An 18,374-nucleotide genomic window follows, 5' to 3' on the forward strand; every position below is an offset into this window, starting at 1 on the left:
ACGGGGTGGTGTCGGTAAAAGGTCCCTCCGCATATGTAATAGTAACCCTACAGGCTATCCTTAAGGTGCGTCGACCTTCGTCTCCTTCATCAAAATCAACCCAATAAAGTCTTCCCCTGAAGGTAATGCAGTTTCACTGCCAACACGTTCAGGTGCCCCCCATGGCTCGCTCCGCTCGTGGAGAGACCAAGTGATGATGATCGTCATTCATCACACCACAATCCCATCGTAAGGAACCCTCGAAAATGAACATCGTCACATCCCTTCAGGGGAACCTTAAGGCGTGCACTAGGTGCAGCCATACGTTTGAACCTAGAAGGTCCGACCAAAAGTACTGCTCAGTCAAATGCAAGAAGGCGGGGAGTAAGAACAGCACAAGAGGTGCCCGTGCCGTGGAGAACAAGGTGCGGTCTAGGACGCATTATATTCGCGCTATGGACTTGGAACGCATGGTCTACTCCGTCGCTCCGTCAGAACGCCTCGGCGTCATGCAGCAAATACTGACTTACATCTGCGTGGATGCTGGTCTCAGGAACATTCTGTGTGACCTGAGGCTATTGCGAGAGCCGCCCAGAATGTCGGGGCGTAAGAACATCGCTCAAGCCGCCAGCAGCTACACCCGTAAGTTCTATGGTCTATCCATCCAAACGTATGTCCGCAGGGTGCAAGCCGGGAATGAGATTGAAGGCATTGCGATAACGTAGCGGGGGCATAATCACCCCAACCAGCGATCAGGACGTCCATAACGGGCGTCTTTATTCATTTTTGGAGAAACACAATGGAACTGAATGAACAGAACCGCGTGGCTGACAAACGGTTACGCCGTATCGGCTATGACAAGCGACGAGCATTCACGAAACGCCTGAGGTCAACCGCACGTGCCCGTCTGGGCCACGATAAGATTGATGACCAGCTTGCCCCTTGGGCCGACCGACCAAGCCATTGGGCCAGCATGAGAGTGCGCCCTGAAGTGGTGGTTGCAGTCAACACCGTGCGTGAGCGCATGGTCAAACAGTTGGAGCGTGAGGTCTCACAGAGCGAAGCGCTTTCATTCTTGGTTGAGCTTGGCGTGGTCGCCATGACCGACCGCAAACAAACCACAGCCCCCAAACGAACGAAGAAGAAGCCCAAATGACAAACACTGAAATCACTATTCACACTGATGGCTCATGCCTTGGAAACCCCGGTCGCGGCGGCTGGGCTGCAACTCTCCGACGATACGAAGGCGGCAAAGAGGTCAAGAAGCGGTCCATCAATGGCGGCGTCAAACACACCACCAACAACAGGATGGAAATGACAGCCGCCATTCAGGGCCTAAAAAAGATCAAGAAAGGCGAAAAAGCTCAGATCACCGTTTACTCTGACAGCCGGTTGCTCATCCAAGGAATGACTGATTGGCACCACAAATGGCAGACTAACGGCTGGCGTAAAGCGGGCGGTAAGCCCGTCGAAAACCGCGACCTTTGGGAGGAACTACTCACAGTGACTGACGAGCTTAACGTGCAATGGGAATGGGTTCGGGGCCACGCAGGAGACCGAAGAAATGAAGAAGTAGACGCAATGGCTGCTGACGCTGCCTACAAAGCGGCCTGAGTTCGGGGCATATTGTCCCGAGAACACCACGTTTACCCCGGCGGTATTCTTCCGGGGCAGATGGGTTTGGCATAGAGGCTCCAAAGGCTCGTTTGCAGTGGCACGACGAGTCAAACCGTATCGCTCAGGCGCTTCTTCAAAACCTCCGCTAAGCCTTCTTTGTCGTTCGCTGAGTGCAACGCACGGTGGCAGTTTGGACAGACAGCAGCGCAGTTTTCTACGGTGTCGGGACCACCCTCTGCTAGAGGCAATATGTGGTGTGTTTCGAGATAACCTGTGCCATCTGGTCTGCGGAAAGGTGCTTTTTGTTGACACAGTTCGCACACGCCATTTGCCCTTTGCTGTGTGTACGCAACGACGCGTGGGTCGCGGACGTAGACCGTCCCGAGTGCTAGCTCTTTCTTTGGTGACGGATTACCAGCAGGCGGTTCTGAGAGCATTTCAGGCCGCGAAAGTATAGCCTTGGTCTTTTTCTCCAACTCATCCCGGTTGTCAGTCGGCATTGCCAAGTCGAAATCCGCGAGCCGTTTCTTCGCGGTTTCAACGACTTCATTTGGGAATTGCTCGAAGTGATCGACTACAATTTGTTCGTAAGACTTACCGGATGCCGATACTTCATCGAACCCACTGGCACGAGAGCGCACGCGCTTTTCAATGACATGCACAGCACCGTGTTTCCGAATTTGGCTCGGTTCTCGACCAAGCCCCGGGAACCGTCCGAAGTCACGTTTGGTATCCTGCCAATCAATCAGAACTTCCGCTAGCTGGTTCTCCAATGGCTTATCGCTTGCCAGTAGCTCCCGTAGCACTTCTGATTTTGGCAGCGGCCTTTCGACTTTCGGAACCTGCCCCCCGCTTTCACGAAAAGCCTGAATGCGGTTTCTTATGTCATACGCAGCCAACAATAATTCGCGCTCTGGCAACGTAAAGACTTCAAGTTCAACGTCACGAACACGCTCGTGCCCAAGCCCAATACCTTTGTAATTTTCATCATACTTCCGCAACTCCATAAGCTTCATGTAAACACCGTTTGGGTTACGGAAGGTGTCGTTGCCGCTAAGCCCCTGCATAACTGCTGTCGCACGTATTTCGTCCGCGAGTGCAGTCAACGGTTTAGATGTTTTGCTGGGAATACTCGGCGCGTGTCGAAGATAGAACTCAGTTGCGAGGATAAGTTCGTCGCGCGACCAGTCCGGATTTCGTGTTGGCGGCGGATTCTCAACCACTTCAAATCTTAGGTTCTCTAAGACCTGCACGGCGCGCCCTTGCCCACCAGATGAGTTCTTAGCATTAAGCGGAACAAATCCCGGCCCAACATATCCATGCGCGGCCCCCACGATAGCCTTAGAATCGTAGTATTTCCCGTTGTGGAGAAGGTGGTACTTCTTCGAACTACCGAAGCCATACTTTTTGAGAAACCTGGTTTTGCCAAGCTCGTCGTATTCGTCACATGCGGCTATGATTGATGCTGTAGTAATGTCAGATAAACTCATGACGACATCTTGCTGCTAGCGTGACGCAAAGCAAGACCAGATCGCGGAAATCCGTTCATTTACGTATCGTTAACCAACGTCCTGCCAATTTCTACGGAAGGAGTTCAACAGCGGGCGCGGGTATGAAAAGCCAGATCATAGACCACCTCAAAGGGGTGATAGCGGGAGACAGAAAGAAGTTCGGCAAGCTAGTCAAATACGACGGGCAATACGGCTTCTCAGAGGATGCGATGAAGGGGCTTAAAGACCTCGACGCGCGAATTCCCCCACCGGACGCAATCAGCGAACCAGCCCATTCACCCAGTTATGTTTATCGTGACCGTCTATCGCCAAAGAACGCAGCCGGGGGTGGCCTCGTTACGGGTGATGACGGAGCCAAACGACCTCACTATTGGGGGCACCGCCAGCGCCTAAGAGATCGCTTCTTAAAAGGCGGTCACCGACCAATGCCCGAGTACGAACTACTGGAACTCCTTCTGTTCAACGCCATCCAAAGAATTGACGTTAAACCTCTTGCGAAACGTCTACTGGCAGAATTTGGCGACCTAAACGGGGTCATTGCAGCATCAAGGCATCGAATACTCCAAGTCGATGGCGCAAACGACTGGGTATACTATCACCTCAGAGTGGTCGAAGCGTTTGGGCACAGAATGGCACAGGCTCAGGTATTGAAGCGGGATGTGGTTTCATCTTGGGAAGCCTTGGTCACCTACTGCAGGACCGCAATGGCGCACCGAGAGGTGGAACAGTTCCGTGTCCTGTATCTGGACCGCAAGAATGTTCTGATAGCTGACGAGGAACAGGCAAAAGGTACTGTTGACCATGTGCCGGTGTATCCCCGCGAGATCGTCAAACGCGCTCTAGAACTGAACGCGAGTTCCCTCATCCTCGTCCACAACCATCCTTCAGGTGACCCTTCGCCGAGTACTTCGGACGTCCTTATGACAGAGCGCATTCAGGATGCTTGCGACACAATGGGCATCACCGTCCACGACCACGTTATTGTCGGAAAGAAGGAAGAGTACTCGTTCAGCACTAACGGGTTGCTAACAAGAGGTTAACGGCATACCTGACAGTTAGACCTTTGCCCTATCGAACAGTTTTCCAATCATGAAACGCATACTTACAGCCGCCTCTTTCATCCTCGCAACAACTGCTCTGGCGGGTGGCACATACGTCCGAGATGCCGACACCATCGTTGTCGATGGCACTCCTGTGCGCTTAAACGGCGTCGATGCGCCTGAGTTGGGCACTCGATCTGGTCGGAATGCTAAACGGTGGATGGTCAACTATCTTCGCGGGAAGACTGTAACGTGCGACTTGAACGGAGAACGTACCTATGACCGCTGGGTCGGTGTTTGCTATGCGGATGGTCAGGACGTGGGTGCCGCTGTGATTGCCGCTGGCCACGCACTAGATTGCCCTCGGTACTCAGGTGGCAGATACAGGAAGTTGGAAACAGCCGCAGCCAAATCACGGCTGAAACGTGCGGGATATTGCAGATAGAAGGACCCTCAAATTGAGAAAATCAAGACTGCTAGGAGCCGCCGCTGGGGGGCTGCTCGGGTTTTTAGTGGGCAGCGGTACAGGCATTGTCGGCGGGCCATTTGTCGCCATAGCCGGAGTTTCGGTTTTCACCTCTATTGGGGCTGGTTGGGGGTTCAGTGCAGGGCCTGACTTAGCCAACTGGTGGGCCAAGCGAAATTCGTAATTCAGGCAAACGAGAAGGAACCACAGGTGGCAGTCCCTAACGAAGCCCAGCATCAAAGGAACTTTGAAGAGTTCCAGATGATAAACGAAAAAGCTATTGATACCTCAAATATTGTACTGAAAAGTGCGCTGCTTATCAACGGTGGTGCGGCTGTTGCCGTGCTTGGTTTTGTTGCCTCGATAGTTAAAGACAACGGCGACTTAACGGCACTATTGGAAGGTGTTGCGTTTGCACTGATGTACTTCGCGTGGGGCGTTGCTGCTTCGGTTATTGCGTTAGCTTTGGCCTATTTGACCCACTACTCAATGCTGGCGATCTTGAATAAGAGAACTGAGGGGAAAAGTGATCGCCTGAGTCGTATTGCCAATGTTTCATCTCACGTTTTGGCATTTCTAGCCACAGTTTCGGCGATAGGGCTTTTTGTGCTCGGAGCCTATCAGGTCAAAGCGACGATCTCATCCGATGCTTTGGCATCCTCGCTGATGGAATAGAGGTAGCCCACCACCAGGCAAAAACGCCTTGGTCAGAAAGTATTTGGGTTACTTTGTATTTTCACCCCTCGGCTCTTCTCTAGCGAGGAAGCGGTATTTCAAAGCCCAGCCTTAACGCCCCACCTAGCGAACTCTCTGAGCCGAGCGTCACGTCCACCATAAGTATTTTCAGCAACTGACTGAGCGGAATGCCCTAGATACCCGTGACGTACTTCTACAGGTGCCCCTGCATCCCTCAGCTTATCGCTTGCCCTGTGGCGCAGCCCGTGGACTTTCATGCGCTTGTCGTCAGTGTTCTTTCTGACCGCTTTCATCAGAGCCGCAGAGGCAGCCGTAGGTCCTCCGTCACGGCCATAAGAATGGAACAGAGGCTCCTCACCCTTGCGCCCCTCTACACGCGCCCTGAGGGATTCCCTGAGGCTGTCTGAGGCTATTGGAACGTACCTGTCACTATTGCTGTTCTTGATGCCGTTGATTTCGTTCGGAGTGATCAGGATAGACGGGGTTTCCCCTTTAAGGTCAACATCGCTGATGCGCAGACCACACGCTTCTCCTAGGCGCATTCCAGTACCTTTCAGTACCCGCCACATATCAGGAAGGTCTTTGCTTCGACCGCCCTCTAAGGTCATCTGCACAGCGTCGACAACACTGTCTGGGAGCGGGACGTTCTTGTCCAGTGAGCTTACTTGTTCCTTCGGCCACGACAGTCGCTCGAAGGGGTCGCGACCCGCCGGTATCTCCAGTTCCCTGACTGCATGCCGATATGCGGCGGCTACAATAATCATCTCACGCTGACACGACTTGAGTGCCAGCGGTTTCCCGTTAGCTTTCTTAAGCCCTAATAGGTGGTCCTTGAAGGCGCGCGCCGTCAGTCGGTCGATACTCTCAATAGTCACATCGTCCAGAGATTTCCTTAAGGCGTCACTTAGTCGGCCAAAGGTGCGGTCAATTCTGACCATCTCTTTCCGGTCATCAGCAAGCCCGTTGTCTTTCGCATAAATGTCCCGCATGTCAGCCAGCGTTGGCTTCGGAGGCTCCTGATCAGGGTTCAGGACTGCAGCTACAACTTCGGGGGCCTCTCCACGGGCAGCCAGACCGTGCCCCACTATCCCACGGGTCCAACTATCGTCAGGGTCCAATCCTTGAACGCCTGCCATGTAATTCTCTGCAAGGCGCTGGGCGTCTATGAACTTCTGAGTGGCCGACCGAGTGTCAACCTCAGGGTGTTGCCTAAGGGTGTCCTCAACGATGGCGTCAAAATTTCTCAGGTGAAACTGGTACTCGCGCTGAAAAGCTGCCCCATCACGAGCCTTAATATGCTTCTGGTAAGCGTCCTCACCACGAATTTCACGCACTCGCTTTGGCCACCTTCTGCGAAAGCGCCATTGAGTTTCGCTGATTGCGTCGACGTAACTGATCTTCATTCTAAGGGCCATTGTGTGCTGTCCGTGTGTGTTGTTTGCGTTATGCGACACACTCGGAAAATGCTGAATGCCCTTGTTTATAAGGCCGAAAACTAACTGATCAAGCTAGTTCTGGTGCGGTCGAGAAGACTCGAACTTCCACGGGTGTTACCCCACAGCGACCTCAACGCTGCGCGTCTACCAATTCCGCCACGACCGCACTGCCAGTGACTTGGTAGAGGGGCGTATAGACGCTGAAGATCGAGATGTGAAGAGGCAAAAACAACGACGGTTTGAATTCCCGTCGGGCGCTCATATCTATACCACCACTGTATGTCCCACACCCCAGTCAGGAGCCTGAACATGGCCTCATCCGATCCCCGCCCCATCGTCCAGATCGACATAGTTTCGGATGTGGTCTGCCCGTGGTGCATCGTTGGGTTCCGTCAGCTTGATCTGGCCCTTCAGCAACAGAATGTGCTGGCTAAACTGCGGTGGCACCCGTTCGAGCTAAACCCCACTATGCCGCCGGAAGGTCAGAACCTGCGCGAACATATTGCTGAGAAATACGGCTCGACTCCTGCTCAAAGCCAACAGGCACGAGATCACCTGACGCAGCTGGGGGACGAGCTGGGCTTTAGATTCAATTTTGACGACGACAGCCGGATTGTGAACACTTTTGCGGCGCATCAACTGTTGGGCTGGGCTGAAGCTCAAGGCCGCCAGCATCCGTTGAAGCTGGCTCTGTTCGAGGCCTATTTTACCAATCAACGGGATGTCTCGAAGACCGATGTTCTTCTGGACGCAGTCCAGGCAGCCGGGTTGGATCGCGATGCTGCGCGGGCCGCGCTTGAGTCAGGTACGCATGTCGCGCCGACCCGTGACAAGCAGCAGTTCTGGACCAGCCGCGGCATCTCGGGCGTGCCGTCCATGGTCTTTGGTGGTAAGTATTTGCTAACCGGCGCGCAAGGAACGGACACTTATGAGCAGGCCCTGCAACGGTGTTTGACCGAGGCCGCGTAACCCCTTCCCCTGCCCGCGCACCCGCGATATGGAATCGCCATGGAATGGAAGATCACTGACGGGCTTACCGAATACAACGACGCCATCGCCTTTATGGAGGCGCGCGTGGCCGCTATTGCCAATGGCGAAGCTGAGGAATGCGTCTGGCTGTTGGAACATCCGCCGCTTTACACGGCCGGCACTTCTGCCCGGATCGAAGATCTGACAGACCCGGACCGGTTTCCTGTCTTCGAAGCAAAGCGCGGCGGGGAATACACGTATCACGGCCCCGGTCAGCGGGTGGCTTATGTCATGCTGGATCTCAACAAGCGTGGCAGGGATGTTCGGGGCTTTGTTAAGAAGCTTGAAGAATGGGTAATTGCCGCACTGGCGGAATTCAACGTTGATGGTGAGATTAGGGATGGCCGGGTTGGCGTCTGGGTCCGTCGGGATGACAAACCGCTGACGGTGACCGGCAAACCCGCCGAGGACAAGATCGCCGCCATTGGCCTGCGACTGCGCAAATGGGTCAGCTTTCACGGTATCTCGATCAATGTCGAACCCGAGCTGGACCATTTTTCCGGCATCGTACCCTGTGGCATCACCGAATACGGAGTCACTTCATTGGTCGATCTGGGCCTGCCCGTGACGATGGCTGATATCGACGCCGCGCTTCATAAGACATTTGCTGAAGTTTTCGTACCAGCCAGGGTCTGAGCGCGAACAATTTCGCGTCTACCGAATCGCCACCTGACCACTGTGATCGTAACAATAGCAAACCAGCCAAGACTTTGTTTCCAAGCCTGACGGCAATTGCCTACTTTGCATGCAGTTTTGGTGCCTTAATCAAGGCATACTCACTCAAATACATACAAGTCGCCTGTTAACGCGTAATCTACTCTTACCGTTCTAGAGTGAGTGGTGTGTTAACCGGTGATCCCGGGCTGCCCTGGGTATCGGACAAGTGTTTGGTTACGAGTCTGCCGTTCCGACCCCAAATCGGAACGGCAATTCGTATTCTGACTATAGGCAACTCCCTTTCACGCGTCCTGCACATGATCATGCCCAAATCGGGGAGAGGCTTTGCTGATCGGATTCACAAGCTCAAGCTCCAGCGTTGTGTGCCCGATGTCGAACCTGGATTTCAGAACTTCTTTCACAGCGACACGAATGGAATCGGCCTCGGACCAGGCCTGAGCGGCAATTTCCAGATGCGCAGTCAGGGCCGGCTCGCGTTCCTGCATGCTCCACAGATGGATGTGGTGTGCGCTGGCAATCCCGTCGACCTGTTCGATCGCAGTTGCCACCTCTTCCGGATTCAGTTCAGGCGGCGCACCCAACATCAAAACGCGGATCGTTTCGCCGATCTCGGATTTGACATGCCACAGGATGTAGATCGAGATCAGGATCGTGACCGCAGGGTCAACCCAGGTCCAACCGAACAGGATCACTGCAGCTCCGGCAACGATAACGGCGACTGATCCCAATGCGTCAGCCACATTGTGGATGAAGGCCGCGCGAATATTCATGCTGTCTTTTGACATCGAATAGGTCAGCGCCGCAGTGATCAGATCAACGATCAGGGCAAGCGCTGCGATCCAGACCACCATCCAGCCGTTTACGGGCTCGGGTTCGAAAAACCGCATCACGCCTTCATACAGCAGATACACCGACAGAACGATCAGCGTGGTATAGTTGACGAGCGCCGCGACCACCTCTGCCCGACCATAGCCAAAGCTCATACGCGGATCAGCAGGCCTTCGGGCGATCTTGCGCGCAAAAAACGCGATGATCAACGCAATCGCATCCGAGAAATTGTGCAGCGCATCCGCAATCAGCGCCAACGAGCCCGAGAAGATGCCACCGATGACCTGCGCCACGGTCAACAGCAGGTTGACACCAATCGCCCCTGCGACGCGCATATCGCCTGCATCCGGGTCAATATGAGTGTGGCTATGCCCTTTGTGATCGTGGTGCTGTCCCATTGTGGCCTGATTCCTTGTTTTGGTCGCACACCTTATGTAATTCCTCTAGTCACTAGAGGTTCAAGAGGTGAGTTTCAGAAAATGCACTCAATCGGAGAGTTATCTCGTCGAACCGGGGTCAAAGTCCCCACGATTCGGTTTTACGAGGACAAGGGCCTGTTGCCCAAACCGCACCGAACAGCGGGTAATCAGCGCCGGTATGATGACGGTGCCCTGAACCGGTTGCAGTTCATTCGTCATGGCCGGGATCTGGGCCTGCCTCTGACCGATATCGAGGCATTGCTGTCGCTTGAGGGCGCGCAAGGCCCCGATCTGGACCGCGCGCATGAGATCGCGGAACGACAATTGATTGACCTGCGGCAGCGGATTGTTCAGCTGCGCAGGCTTGAGGTCGAACTGACCCGCATCTCCGCGGACTGTGACGGCACGCATGATCACGTCTGCGCGGTGTTGCATGCCTTTGGCAACCACAATGCCTGTCTGGGATCGCATGCGGCCAAGTCGTAATCAGGCCAGCGCGGCTTTGATCTGTTCTGCGTGCTGGGCGATCACATCAAAGTCGCCCATCTGACCCGGCGCGCGCAGGGAGACATCTGCATGCCGTGGAAGCACGTGGAAATGCAAATGAAACACCTCCTGCCCACCTGCGGCCTCGTTGAACTGCTGGATCGTGACCCCATCCGCGCCAAAGGCGTTGACCACAGCATGCGACAGTTTCTGCGTCGTCGCCATCACTGCCGCCAATTGCGCGGGTGATGCATCCAATAGATTCCGGCACGGTGTCTTTGGGATCACCAACAAATGCCCATCTGCGCGCGGCATGATGTCCATGAACGCCAACGTGTCATCATCCTCGTACACACGGGTCGAGGGGATTTCTCCGCGCAGGATCTTGGCGAAGATGTTGTCGGGGTCATAAGCAGTCATGTCAGCGCTCCGGTTTCGGTGTTGCCTTTAGTTCTGCGGTGCGGCCCGGTGCGGGTCAAGCGGTGAAAGCGCCTGCGTGGCGTCCTCTTGAATTCCCGTCGTCAATACCCAAATCGCTGGTGTTCGGGGTCCGAAAATCGCTGGGTATCCGCCTGCCCGCGACAATTAATCTTGATCCAGATCAAACTCGACCATTGAAGGCGCTTCTTTCGCACTCTAAAACCGGCAGGAATCCCGCGCACCAGAGAGGTCTGGCTGCGCGGTGTAGTTGCAACAGGAGGCACCCATAATGGCGGACGCAGCCATTCATGGTCACGATCATGAAGACGAACGCGGTTTCTTTACCCGCTGGTTCATGTCGACCAACCACAAGGATATCGGTATTCTGTACCTGATCTTTTCGGCACTTGCCGGACTGATCTCGGTTCTGATGACCGTCTACATGCGGCTCGAACTGATGCACCCCGGTGTTCAGTACATGTGCCTCGAAGGCTTCATGGCCGACCCATGCACCCCGAACGGACATCTTTGGAACGTGATGATCACCTACCATGGTGTTCTTATGATGTTCTTTGTGGTCATCCCGGCCTTGTTCGGCGGATTTGGCAACTATTTCATGCCGTTGCAGATCGGTGCGCCGGATATGGCGTTCCCGCGGATGAACAACCTGTCCTTCTGGCTGTATGTCGCTGGTACGTCGCTGGGTGTGGCCTCGTTACTGTCACCGGGCGGGAATGACCAGCTTGGCTCTGGCGTGGGTTGGGTTCTGTACCCACCACTGTCGACATCCGAAGGCGGCATGTCGATGGACCTTGCAATCTTTGCAGTGCACGTATCTGGCGCCTCTTCGATCCTTGGCGCAATCAACATGATCACCACCTTCCTGAACATGCGTGCCCCGGGCATGACATTGTTCAAGGTGCCGCTGTTCAGCTGGTCGATCTTCGTCACCTCGTGGCTGATTCTATTGTCCTTGCCGGTTCTGGCGGGCGCAATCACCATGTTGCTGATGGATCGGAACTTTGGATTCACCTTCTTTGACCCTGCCGGCGGCGGTGACCCGATCCTGTATCAGCACATCCTGTGGTTCTTTGGCCACCCGGAAGTGTACATCGTGATCCTGCCCGGGTTCGGCATCATCAGCCACGTGATCGCCACCTTCTCGCGCAAACCTGTCTTTGGGTACTTGCCGATGGTCTGGGCGATCATCGCAATCGGTGTGCTGGGCTTTGTCGTGTGGGCGCACCACATGTACACCGTTGGCCTGTCGCTTCGTCAGCAGGCCTACTTCATGCTGGCCACTATGGTCATTGCGGTGCCAACAGGGGTCAAGGTCTTCTCTTGGATCGCGACGATGTGGGGCGGCTCGATTGAGTTCAAGACGCCGATGCTGTTCGCCTTTGGTTTCCTGTTCCTGTTCACCGTTGGTGGTGTGACAGGCGTGGTGCTGTCGCAGGCCGGTATCGACCGCGCCTATCACGACACGTACTATGTGGTGGCTCACTTCCACTATGTGATGAGCTTGGGTGCTGTGTTCGCGATCTTCGCAGGTGTCTACTTCTACTTCAGCAAGATGACGGGTCGTCAATACTCCGAGTTCTGGGGCAAGGTTCACTTCTGGCTGTTCTTCATTGGCGCCAACCTGACCTTCTTCCCACAGCACTTCCTGGGCCGCCAGGGTATGCCGCGCCGTTACATCGACTACCCCGAGGCATTCGCCCAGTGGAACTTTGTATCGTCGATAGGTGCTTTTGTGTCTTTCGCCTCGTTCCTGCTGTTCTTCGGCATCGTGATCTACGCTCTGCTGCGGGGCGCGAAAGAGACGCGCAACAACCCATGGAATGAATACGCGGACACGCTGGAATGGACCCTTCCTTCGCCGCCGCCCGAACATACGTTCGAGCAGCTGCCTAAGCAGGAAGACTGGGACAAGGGCCACGCGCACTGATCCTGTTAAACCCAAAAAAACCCCGCCTATTACGGCGGGGTTTTTTCTTTGCAAAAGCGCATCCCCGGACCACGGTCTGGGTAGAAAGTCGCCAGAGCCACAAAAATCAGCTATTCTGGCACGGCACCACATCCGGCATCCCGGAGGTTTCAAATGCCCGATTTTGATTTTTGGTATTCTATTGGCAGCACCTACAGTTTTCTGACGGCCATGCGCCTGGACGAATGGTGCGAGGAACACGACGCCTCGGTTGCATGGCGACCATTCAATGTGCGCAGTGTGATGTCCGAACAACGCAACATTCCATTTGCAGGAAAACCGGTCAAATCTGCCTATATGTGGCGAGATATCGAACGCCGGGCTGCAAAGTACCACATTCACGCAAAGCTGCCTGCTCCCTACCCTATCTCGGATCTGGTGCTGGCCAATCAGGTGGCCTTATTGGGCATGGGCGACGGCTGGGGCAAAGCCTTTACCCAAGCCTTGTATCGCATCTGGTTTGAAGAAAAAGTCGAAGCTGGCAGTGAAAGCGCGATCTCAGAAGCCTTACACAGGTGCCAGCAGGACCCGCGCATGATCCTGGCGCGGGCGCGCAGCCCCGACACGGTTGCCGCGCTTGAGGCTGAAACCGAGCAGGCCATAAAACTCGGCGTTTTTGGCGCTCCCAGCTTTGTTGTTCAGGGTGAGGTTTTTTGGGGTGATGACCGGTTGGATGACGCGCTGTCCTGGGCACGTGTGGGTCACGTCGTTTGATCATTCCCCCTTCGCCAATTTGCGGTCCTGCGCTACTATTTGGCTATGCCTTACAAATGGACTCAAACGTCTGAATCGGAGCAGGAACTGCGCCTTTGGCCGCATAACTCGCTGCCTCCACGCTGGGCCATGCGCGTCGTGTTCTCGGTGTTCCTGTTTGGCCTGATCCCGCTGATGGCAGTGTTGGGATCGGCGTTACTGTGGGGGTTGTTGCCGTTTTTGTTAATCACAGTGGTGGGGTTATGGCTGGCAATTCAGGCCAACTACCGTGCTCGCAGCATGTTTGAGGTTCTGACACTTAACGCGACGCAGGCCACTCTGGTGCATCACGACCCGCGCAAAGGGCGCCAGGAATGGGTCTGTAACCGCTATTGGGCACGGCCCGAGATGCACAAACACGGCGGTCCGGTTCCAAACTATGTGACGCTGACCGGCGACGGGCGCAAGGTGGAAATCGGCGCGTTTCTGTCCGAGGACGAACGCATCGCCCTATACGACGATCTGAAACAAATACTGCGCGAACCGGTCGCGCAGTAATTTGGTCATTTATGTAGAGATTGTCAGCAGCCGTTCGTGGCCGAGCAGAGATGATCCTTGACCATAGGACCGACTTTCCCGAAATCCATCTGGCCGGTATAGCGTGTCTTGAGCTCGCCCATGACCTTGCCCATATCTCGGATCGAACCCGCGCCGGTTGAGCTGATTGCGGTCTGAATGGCCTTTGCAACCTCGTCTTCGTCAAGTTGCTTGGGCAGAAATTCCTCGATGACGTCAACCTCACGCAGCTCGCGCTCAGCCAGATCCAAGCGGCTACCTTCTTCATAGGCGCGCGCGCTTTCCTTGCGCTGCTTGGTCATTTTTCCAAGGATTTCAAGAACCTCAGCATCACCGCAGCCTTTGGCCTCTTCGTTGTCAGAGGCGCGTGAGGCAATATCGCGGTCCTTGATCGCGGCATTGATCAACCGCAGCGTCGACAAACGCTCGGCATCTTTGTCTTTCATTGCTTGCTTCAGGGCAGAGTTCACCCTTGATCGCATATCCATATGATCTGTCCATCCCCATGGCAAAGGAACCCCGACCATATCGAAACAAAAAGCGCGACACAACCGGGGGTGGATACAGCTAAGGCATTGATTTTGCTTAATAGCCTAAAAATTGAACAGGCTTGACCCAGCGCCACAACCCCCTTAGGTATGCGCCGGTTTACCCTGCAGGAGAGTCGCGCCATGGCCCAGAACGTCCCGTCCAAGCCCACCGCATGTCTGGCATTGGCCGACGGAACACTGTTCTACGGGATGGGCTTCGGCGCAACCGGCCAGACAGTGGCCGAACTGTGCTTTAACACTGCCATGACTGGGTATCAGGAGATCATGACCGATCCCTCTTATGCCGGACAGATCGTAACCTTCACCTTTCCCCATATCGGCAATGTCGGCGTGAACCCTGAGGATGACGAAACCGGTGATCCGGTTGCGGCTGGAATGGTGGTCAAGTGGGACCCGACCGAGCCCTCGAACTGGCGCTCGGTCGAAGAGTTGAAGACCTGGCTGGCCCGTCGTGGTCGCATCGCAATCGGTGGTGTCGATACCCGGCGCCTGACCCGCGCAATCCGCCAACAGGGCGCGCCGCACGTGGCATTGGCCCATGACCCTGACGGCAATTTCGATATCGAAGCTCTGGTCGCCGCTGCGCGGGGGTTCGCCGGTCTGGAAGGTATGGACCTGGCCAAGGACGTCACCTGCGCCCAAAGCTATCGCTGGGATGAGATGCGGTGGGCCTGGCCGGATGGCTATACCCGGCAAAAGGCCCCGGTGCATAAGGTTGTTGCCGTGGATTTCGGCGCCAAGCGTAACATCCTGCGCTGCCTGGCTTCGGCCGGTTGCGACGTCACCGTCCTGCCCGCCACCGCCACAGCCGCCGAAGTGCTGGCCCACGAGCCCGATGGTGTGTTTCTCTCGAACGGTCCCGGCGATCCTGCGGCCACTGGGGAATACGCCGTGCCAATGATCAAAGAGGTTCTGGACAGCACCGATCTGCCGGTGTTCGGCATCTGCCTTGGGCACCAGATGCTGGCGTTGGCTTTGGGCGGTCATACGGTCAAGATGAACCACGGACACCACGGCGCGAACCACCCGGTCAAAGACATGGAGACCGGCAAGGTCGAGATCACCTCGATGAACCACGGCTTTGCCGTCGACGCGCAGTCCTTGCCGGAAGGTGTTGTTGAAACCCACCGTTCTCTGTTTGACGGGTCAAACTGCGGTATTCGCATGACGAACCGCCCGGTCTACTCGGTGCAACACCACCCCGAAGCGTCGCCCGGACCGCAGGACAGTTTCTATCTGTTCGAGCGTTTTGCCGAGGCCATGGTGGGAAGAAAAGCGCAGGCATAACCACCTGTTGAACAGAGTTAACTCGCTGTTAACCCTGATTGAGCAACCCTGACGCCTGGTAAGCGTGTCAGGGTTCTTTCATTATGGTCCAGCTTAATCTGCAGCAATTCGCGCATGCCGCGCCGGCATCTGCGCAGGACCGCAAGCCGTTAGGAGCGTGCCTGATTGACCGCGGCCTGATTTCGCGGGCCCAACTGGACGAAGCGTTGTTTCTGCAATCTTGGCAAAAGGCTCCGCTGGGCGAGATTCTGGTGGCAGAGGGTTGGGTTGGGCGTTCGGATGTCTTGACCGCGCTTTCCGACCAAAGCGGATTGCAGATCGCCGATCTGGACAGCAGCACTCCACCACAGGATCTGTATAACCTCAAACCAGTTGAGTTCTGGCTGGCTCATAACGTCATTCCGTGGATGCGTCTGGGGCCAATTGTCCTGGTGGCAACAGCCCGGCCCGATCTCTTTCCTGCAGTCCGCGCCGAAATGGAAGGCAACGGGTATGCGGTGGCGCCTGTGCTCGCGTCCTCGGATCAAATTGACAGCACCATTGCCCGCGTGTTCTCAAGGCCTCTGGCAGAGGCCGCAGAAACGCGTGTCACCCCGGATCACAGCTGTCGGTCTTGGACGAAGCGGTCCCACGCTGGCCCAAAGATTGCGCTGATCGCTCTGGTCGGCGTATTTGCAGCCGTCCCCATGACCGGATTTACAGTGCTGATCGCTGCAGCTGTGACCACGTTGGTTCTGTTCATGACATTGCGTTTGGCCGGGCTGCTTGGACATGTCTGGAAGCCGCCTGCCCCTGCCCCGGATTCAGCGGCGGTTCACGCCCCGCACGTCTTGCCCGGCGTTTCAATATTGGTGCCGCTCTATAAAGAACGGGAAATCGCGGACGCATTGATAGATCGGCTGCGGCGATTGACCTATCCCAAGGCGTTGCTGGATGTCATTCTGGTACTGGAAGAATCCGACGACGTGACCCGATCCACTCTGGCATCCGTTGACCTGCCAAGCTGGATCAGAATGGTTGAGGTTCCCGAACTGAACGGCCTAACCACAAAGCCCCGCGCCATGAACTATGCCTTGGATTTCTGCCGCGGTGAGATTTTGGGCGTTTGGGATGCCGAAGACGCACCGCAACCCGATCAGATCGAACGCGTTGCGAGGCACTTTGCGCAGGCGGATGAAGATGTCGTGTGCCTGCAGGGCGTTCTGGACTATTACAACCCGCGTACCAACTGGCGGTCGCGCTGCTTTACTATCGAATACAACAGCTGGTTCCGCGTCATCCTTCAGGGCATCGCACGCCTCGGGCTTGTCGTGCCTTTGGGTGGAACCACGTTTTTCTTCCGCCGGGACAAGCTGCTGGAATTGGGCGGTTGGGACGCGCATAACGTGACCGAAGATGCTGATCTTGGGGTTTGTCTCAGCCGGGCGGGTTATCGCACGGAAATGGTTGATACAACAACCTTTGAAGAGGCGAACTTTCGCGCTTGGCCCTGGGTCCGGCAGCGCTCGCGCTGGCTCAAAGGGTTCATGGTTACCTATCTGGTTCACATGCGCGCGCCGTTGCGTCTGCTGAAAGATCTGGGCCTGCTGAGGTTTCTGGGGTTCCAGGCCTTTTTTCTGGGCACTGTCGGACAGTTCCTACTGGCCCCGGTGCTTTGGTTGTTTTGGATGAAGGCATTCGGCCTGCCCAGCGTTTTGGATGTGATCATCCCCTACAACATGCTGACCGGGCTGATCCTTCTGTTCCTTGCAGCAGAAGTTACAAACGTCGCAGCGGCCTTAGTTGTCGTTTCCGCGCCCGAGCGGCGGTTTCTGTTGCCGTGGGTCCTGACGATGCCCCTGTACTTTCCTCTGGGGGTTTTGGCCGCATACAAAGCCCTTTGGGAGCTGGCGACCAATCCGTTCTTCTGGGATAAAACACAACACGGACAGGCCAGTGACGAAGGGCTGGTGCCCTAACGCTTATTTCTCACGCAAAACCGCATCCTGTTTCAGGCGGGTCATGAAGGCGACCGAGATATGTTCCTTCAGGGCGCGTTCGGCGGCCTCTTCATTTCGGGCTGCAATCGCTTCGACAATGCCCTTATGCTCGCTTTGGGCAATCTCGCCGCGCCCCTGAACGGCCAGCGAAGTGGTAGCCATCAACGCCATTGTGCGATGAACCAGGTTGAGCTGCTGCACCAGATAGCGATTGTGCGAGGCTAAGTGTATCTGCTCATGAAACCGCCTGTTGGCACGCGACAGGGCGGAGGGATCGTCCACCAGCGCATCATCAGCCGCGACCATGTCCTGAAGTACCTTGATCTCTTCTTCAGTTGCATGTTTGGCAGCCAGTTTTGCCGCCAAACCTTCCAACTCGCGCCGAACCACATAAAGCTCGGCCATCTGGTTGTGGTCCAGCGACGCCACGATCAACGACCGCCCATCCCGTTCCAGCAGGGACTGGGTTTCCAGCCGCTGCAGCGCCTCACGGATTGGCGTGCGAGACACCCCAAACCGTTCTGCCAATTCGCTTTCGACCAGACGGTCGCCGGGCTTGTAAACGCCAACATCAATCGCTTCGAGAATAAGGCTGTAGGCGTCTTTGTTGGGCTGTCTGGATTGGGGCATTGGGTGGTTTGTCTCCTCGTTCGGACATGTCTATCCGGGTCGGGCCATTGCAATCAAGTGTAGCAT

General features: G+C 55.7%; 20 protein-coding genes and 1 tRNA gene. 14 read left to right on the plus strand and 7 right to left on the minus strand.

From position 1 onward, the window contains the following. Window positions 1-449 precede the first annotated feature (449 nt). From RUM8411_RS22465 to rnhA, 3 genes are all read left to right on the plus strand, one after another. Window positions 450-704, plus strand: a complete 255-nt coding sequence (locus tag RUM8411_RS22465; protein WP_143534832.1) for a hypothetical protein — start codon at window positions 450-452, stop codon at window positions 702-704. 74 nt (window positions 705-778) lie between these two features. Beyond that, entirely contained in the window at window positions 779-1,135 is a 357-nt protein-coding gene (locus RUM8411_RS05805) for a hypothetical protein (RefSeq protein ID WP_085821748.1), read from the plus strand. After that, window positions 1,132-1,593, plus strand: coding sequence for a ribonuclease HI (gene rnhA / locus RUM8411_RS05810; RefSeq protein ID WP_085821749.1), 462 nt, complete (start codon window positions 1,132-1,134; stop codon window positions 1,591-1,593). Before RUM8411_RS05805 ends, rnhA begins: the two co-directional genes overlap by 4 nt. Window positions 1,594-1,703: 110 nt before the next feature. On the opposite strand, the gene RUM8411_RS05815 is transcribed toward rnhA, so the two are convergent. Then, entirely contained in the window at window positions 1,704-3,086 is a 1,383-nt protein-coding gene (locus RUM8411_RS05815) for an HNH endonuclease (protein ID WP_200818537.1), read from the minus strand. A 122-nt stretch (window positions 3,087-3,208) separates the two neighbouring features. Between RUM8411_RS05815 and radC the strand changes: the two genes are divergently transcribed. The 3 genes from radC to RUM8411_RS05835 all read left to right on the plus strand — a co-directional run bounded on the left by radC (window position 3,209) and on the right by RUM8411_RS05835 (window position 5,288). Then, window positions 3,209-4,147 (plus strand): RadC family protein, encoded by a 939-nt coding sequence (gene radC / locus RUM8411_RS05820; protein WP_085821750.1) that lies wholly within the window; start codon window positions 3,209-3,211, stop codon window positions 4,145-4,147. 49 nt (window positions 4,148-4,196) lie between these two features. Then, window positions 4,197-4,592, plus strand: a complete 396-nt coding sequence (locus RUM8411_RS05825) for a thermonuclease family protein (protein ID WP_085821751.1) — start codon at window positions 4,197-4,199, stop codon at window positions 4,590-4,592. Window positions 4,593-4,823: 231 nt separating this feature from the next. Beyond that, on the plus strand, window positions 4,824-5,288 hold the full coding sequence (locus RUM8411_RS05835) for a hypothetical protein (RefSeq protein ID WP_143534833.1): 465 nt from the start codon (window positions 4,824-4,826) through the stop codon (window positions 5,286-5,288). Window positions 5,289-5,386: 98 nt separating this feature from the next. Here the strand turns inward: RUM8411_RS05835 and RUM8411_RS05840 are convergent, their stop codons facing one another. Together RUM8411_RS05840 and RUM8411_RS05845 are read right to left on the minus strand one after the other, a co-directional pair. Beyond that, the gene (locus RUM8411_RS05840; RefSeq protein WP_085821753.1) at window positions 5,387-6,724 is read right to left on the minus strand and encodes a tyrosine-type recombinase/integrase; all 1,338 of its coding nucleotides are present in this window, start codon (window positions 6,722-6,724) and stop codon (window positions 5,387-5,389) included. A 100-nt stretch (window positions 6,725-6,824) separates the two neighbouring features. Next, window positions 6,825-6,911 (minus strand) — tRNA-Leu (locus RUM8411_RS05845). A gap of 143 nt (window positions 6,912-7,054) precedes the next feature. Here RUM8411_RS05845 and RUM8411_RS05850 point away from each other — a divergent pair. Beyond that, window positions 7,055-7,714 (plus strand): DsbA family oxidoreductase, encoded by a 660-nt coding sequence (locus tag RUM8411_RS05850; RefSeq protein WP_085821754.1) that lies wholly within the window; start codon window positions 7,055-7,057, stop codon window positions 7,712-7,714. A 39-nt stretch (window positions 7,715-7,753) separates the two neighbouring features. Further along, window positions 7,754-8,410 carry a lipoyl(octanoyl) transferase LipB gene (gene lipB / locus RUM8411_RS05855; RefSeq protein ID WP_085821755.1) on the plus strand — a complete coding sequence of 219 codons (657 nt, stop codon included), beginning with the start codon at window positions 7,754-7,756 and terminating at the stop codon, window positions 8,408-8,410. A 323-nt stretch (window positions 8,411-8,733) separates the two neighbouring features. On the opposite strand, the gene RUM8411_RS05860 is transcribed toward lipB, so the two are convergent. Next, window positions 8,734-9,678 carry a cation diffusion facilitator family transporter gene (locus tag RUM8411_RS05860; protein ID WP_085821756.1) on the minus strand — a complete coding sequence of 315 codons (945 nt, stop codon included), beginning with the start codon at window positions 9,676-9,678 and terminating at the stop codon, window positions 8,734-8,736. An 81-nt stretch (window positions 9,679-9,759) separates the two neighbouring features. Here RUM8411_RS05860 and RUM8411_RS05865 point away from each other — a divergent pair, with 81 nt between their 5' ends. Further along, entirely contained in the window at window positions 9,760-10,185 is a 426-nt protein-coding gene (locus RUM8411_RS05865; protein WP_085821757.1) for a MerR family transcriptional regulator, read from the plus strand. Here the strand turns inward: RUM8411_RS05865 and RUM8411_RS05870 are convergent, their stop codons facing one another. Continuing rightward, entirely contained in the window at window positions 10,186-10,605 is a 420-nt protein-coding gene (locus tag RUM8411_RS05870) for an HIT family protein (protein WP_085821758.1), read from the minus strand. Window positions 10,606-10,894: 289 nt separating this feature from the next. On the opposite strand from RUM8411_RS05870, the gene ctaD reads away from it, so the two are divergent. From ctaD to RUM8411_RS05885, 3 genes are all read left to right on the plus strand, one after another. After that, entirely contained in the window at window positions 10,895-12,553 is a 1,659-nt protein-coding gene (gene ctaD / locus RUM8411_RS05875) for a cytochrome c oxidase subunit I (protein WP_085821759.1), read from the plus strand. Window positions 12,554-12,706: 153 nt separating this feature from the next. After that, complete coding sequence (locus RUM8411_RS05880; protein ID WP_085821760.1) at window positions 12,707-13,306, plus strand: 2-hydroxychromene-2-carboxylate isomerase; 600 nt, start codon at window positions 12,707-12,709, stop codon at window positions 13,304-13,306. Window positions 13,307-13,351: 45 nt separating this feature from the next. After that, window positions 13,352-13,843: a DUF2244 domain-containing protein gene (locus RUM8411_RS05885; RefSeq protein ID WP_085821761.1), complete on the plus strand. Its 492-nt coding sequence runs from the start codon at window positions 13,352-13,354 to the stop codon at window positions 13,841-13,843. Window positions 13,844-13,866: 23 nt separating this feature from the next. Here the strand turns inward: RUM8411_RS05885 and RUM8411_RS05890 are convergent, their stop codons facing one another. Further along, the gene (locus RUM8411_RS05890) at window positions 13,867-14,349 is read right to left on the minus strand and encodes a GatB/YqeY domain-containing protein (RefSeq protein WP_085821762.1); all 483 of its coding nucleotides are present in this window, start codon (window positions 14,347-14,349) and stop codon (window positions 13,867-13,869) included. Between the two features lie 183 nt (window positions 14,350-14,532). Between RUM8411_RS05890 and carA the strand changes: the two genes are divergently transcribed. Then, window positions 14,533-15,699 carry a glutamine-hydrolyzing carbamoyl-phosphate synthase small subunit gene (carA, locus tag RUM8411_RS05895; RefSeq protein ID WP_085822008.1) on the plus strand — a complete coding sequence of 389 codons (1,167 nt, stop codon included), beginning with the start codon at window positions 14,533-14,535 and terminating at the stop codon, window positions 15,697-15,699. A gap of 83 nt (window positions 15,700-15,782) precedes the next feature. Beyond that, window positions 15,783-17,657: a glycosyltransferase gene (locus RUM8411_RS05900; RefSeq protein ID WP_085821763.1), complete on the plus strand. Its 1,875-nt coding sequence runs from the start codon at window positions 15,783-15,785 to the stop codon at window positions 17,655-17,657. 3 nt (window positions 17,658-17,660) lie between these two features. Here the strand turns inward: RUM8411_RS05900 and RUM8411_RS05905 are convergent, their stop codons facing one another. Then, the gene (locus RUM8411_RS05905; protein ID WP_085821764.1) at window positions 17,661-18,308 is read right to left on the minus strand and encodes a GntR family transcriptional regulator; all 648 of its coding nucleotides are present in this window, start codon (window positions 18,306-18,308) and stop codon (window positions 17,661-17,663) included. Window positions 18,309-18,374: the final 66 nt, after the last annotated feature.

The organism is Ruegeria meonggei (assembly GCF_900172215.1).
In the GTDB taxonomy this organism is placed as follows: Bacteria; Pseudomonadota; Alphaproteobacteria; order Rhodobacterales; family Rhodobacteraceae; genus Ruegeria; species Ruegeria meonggei.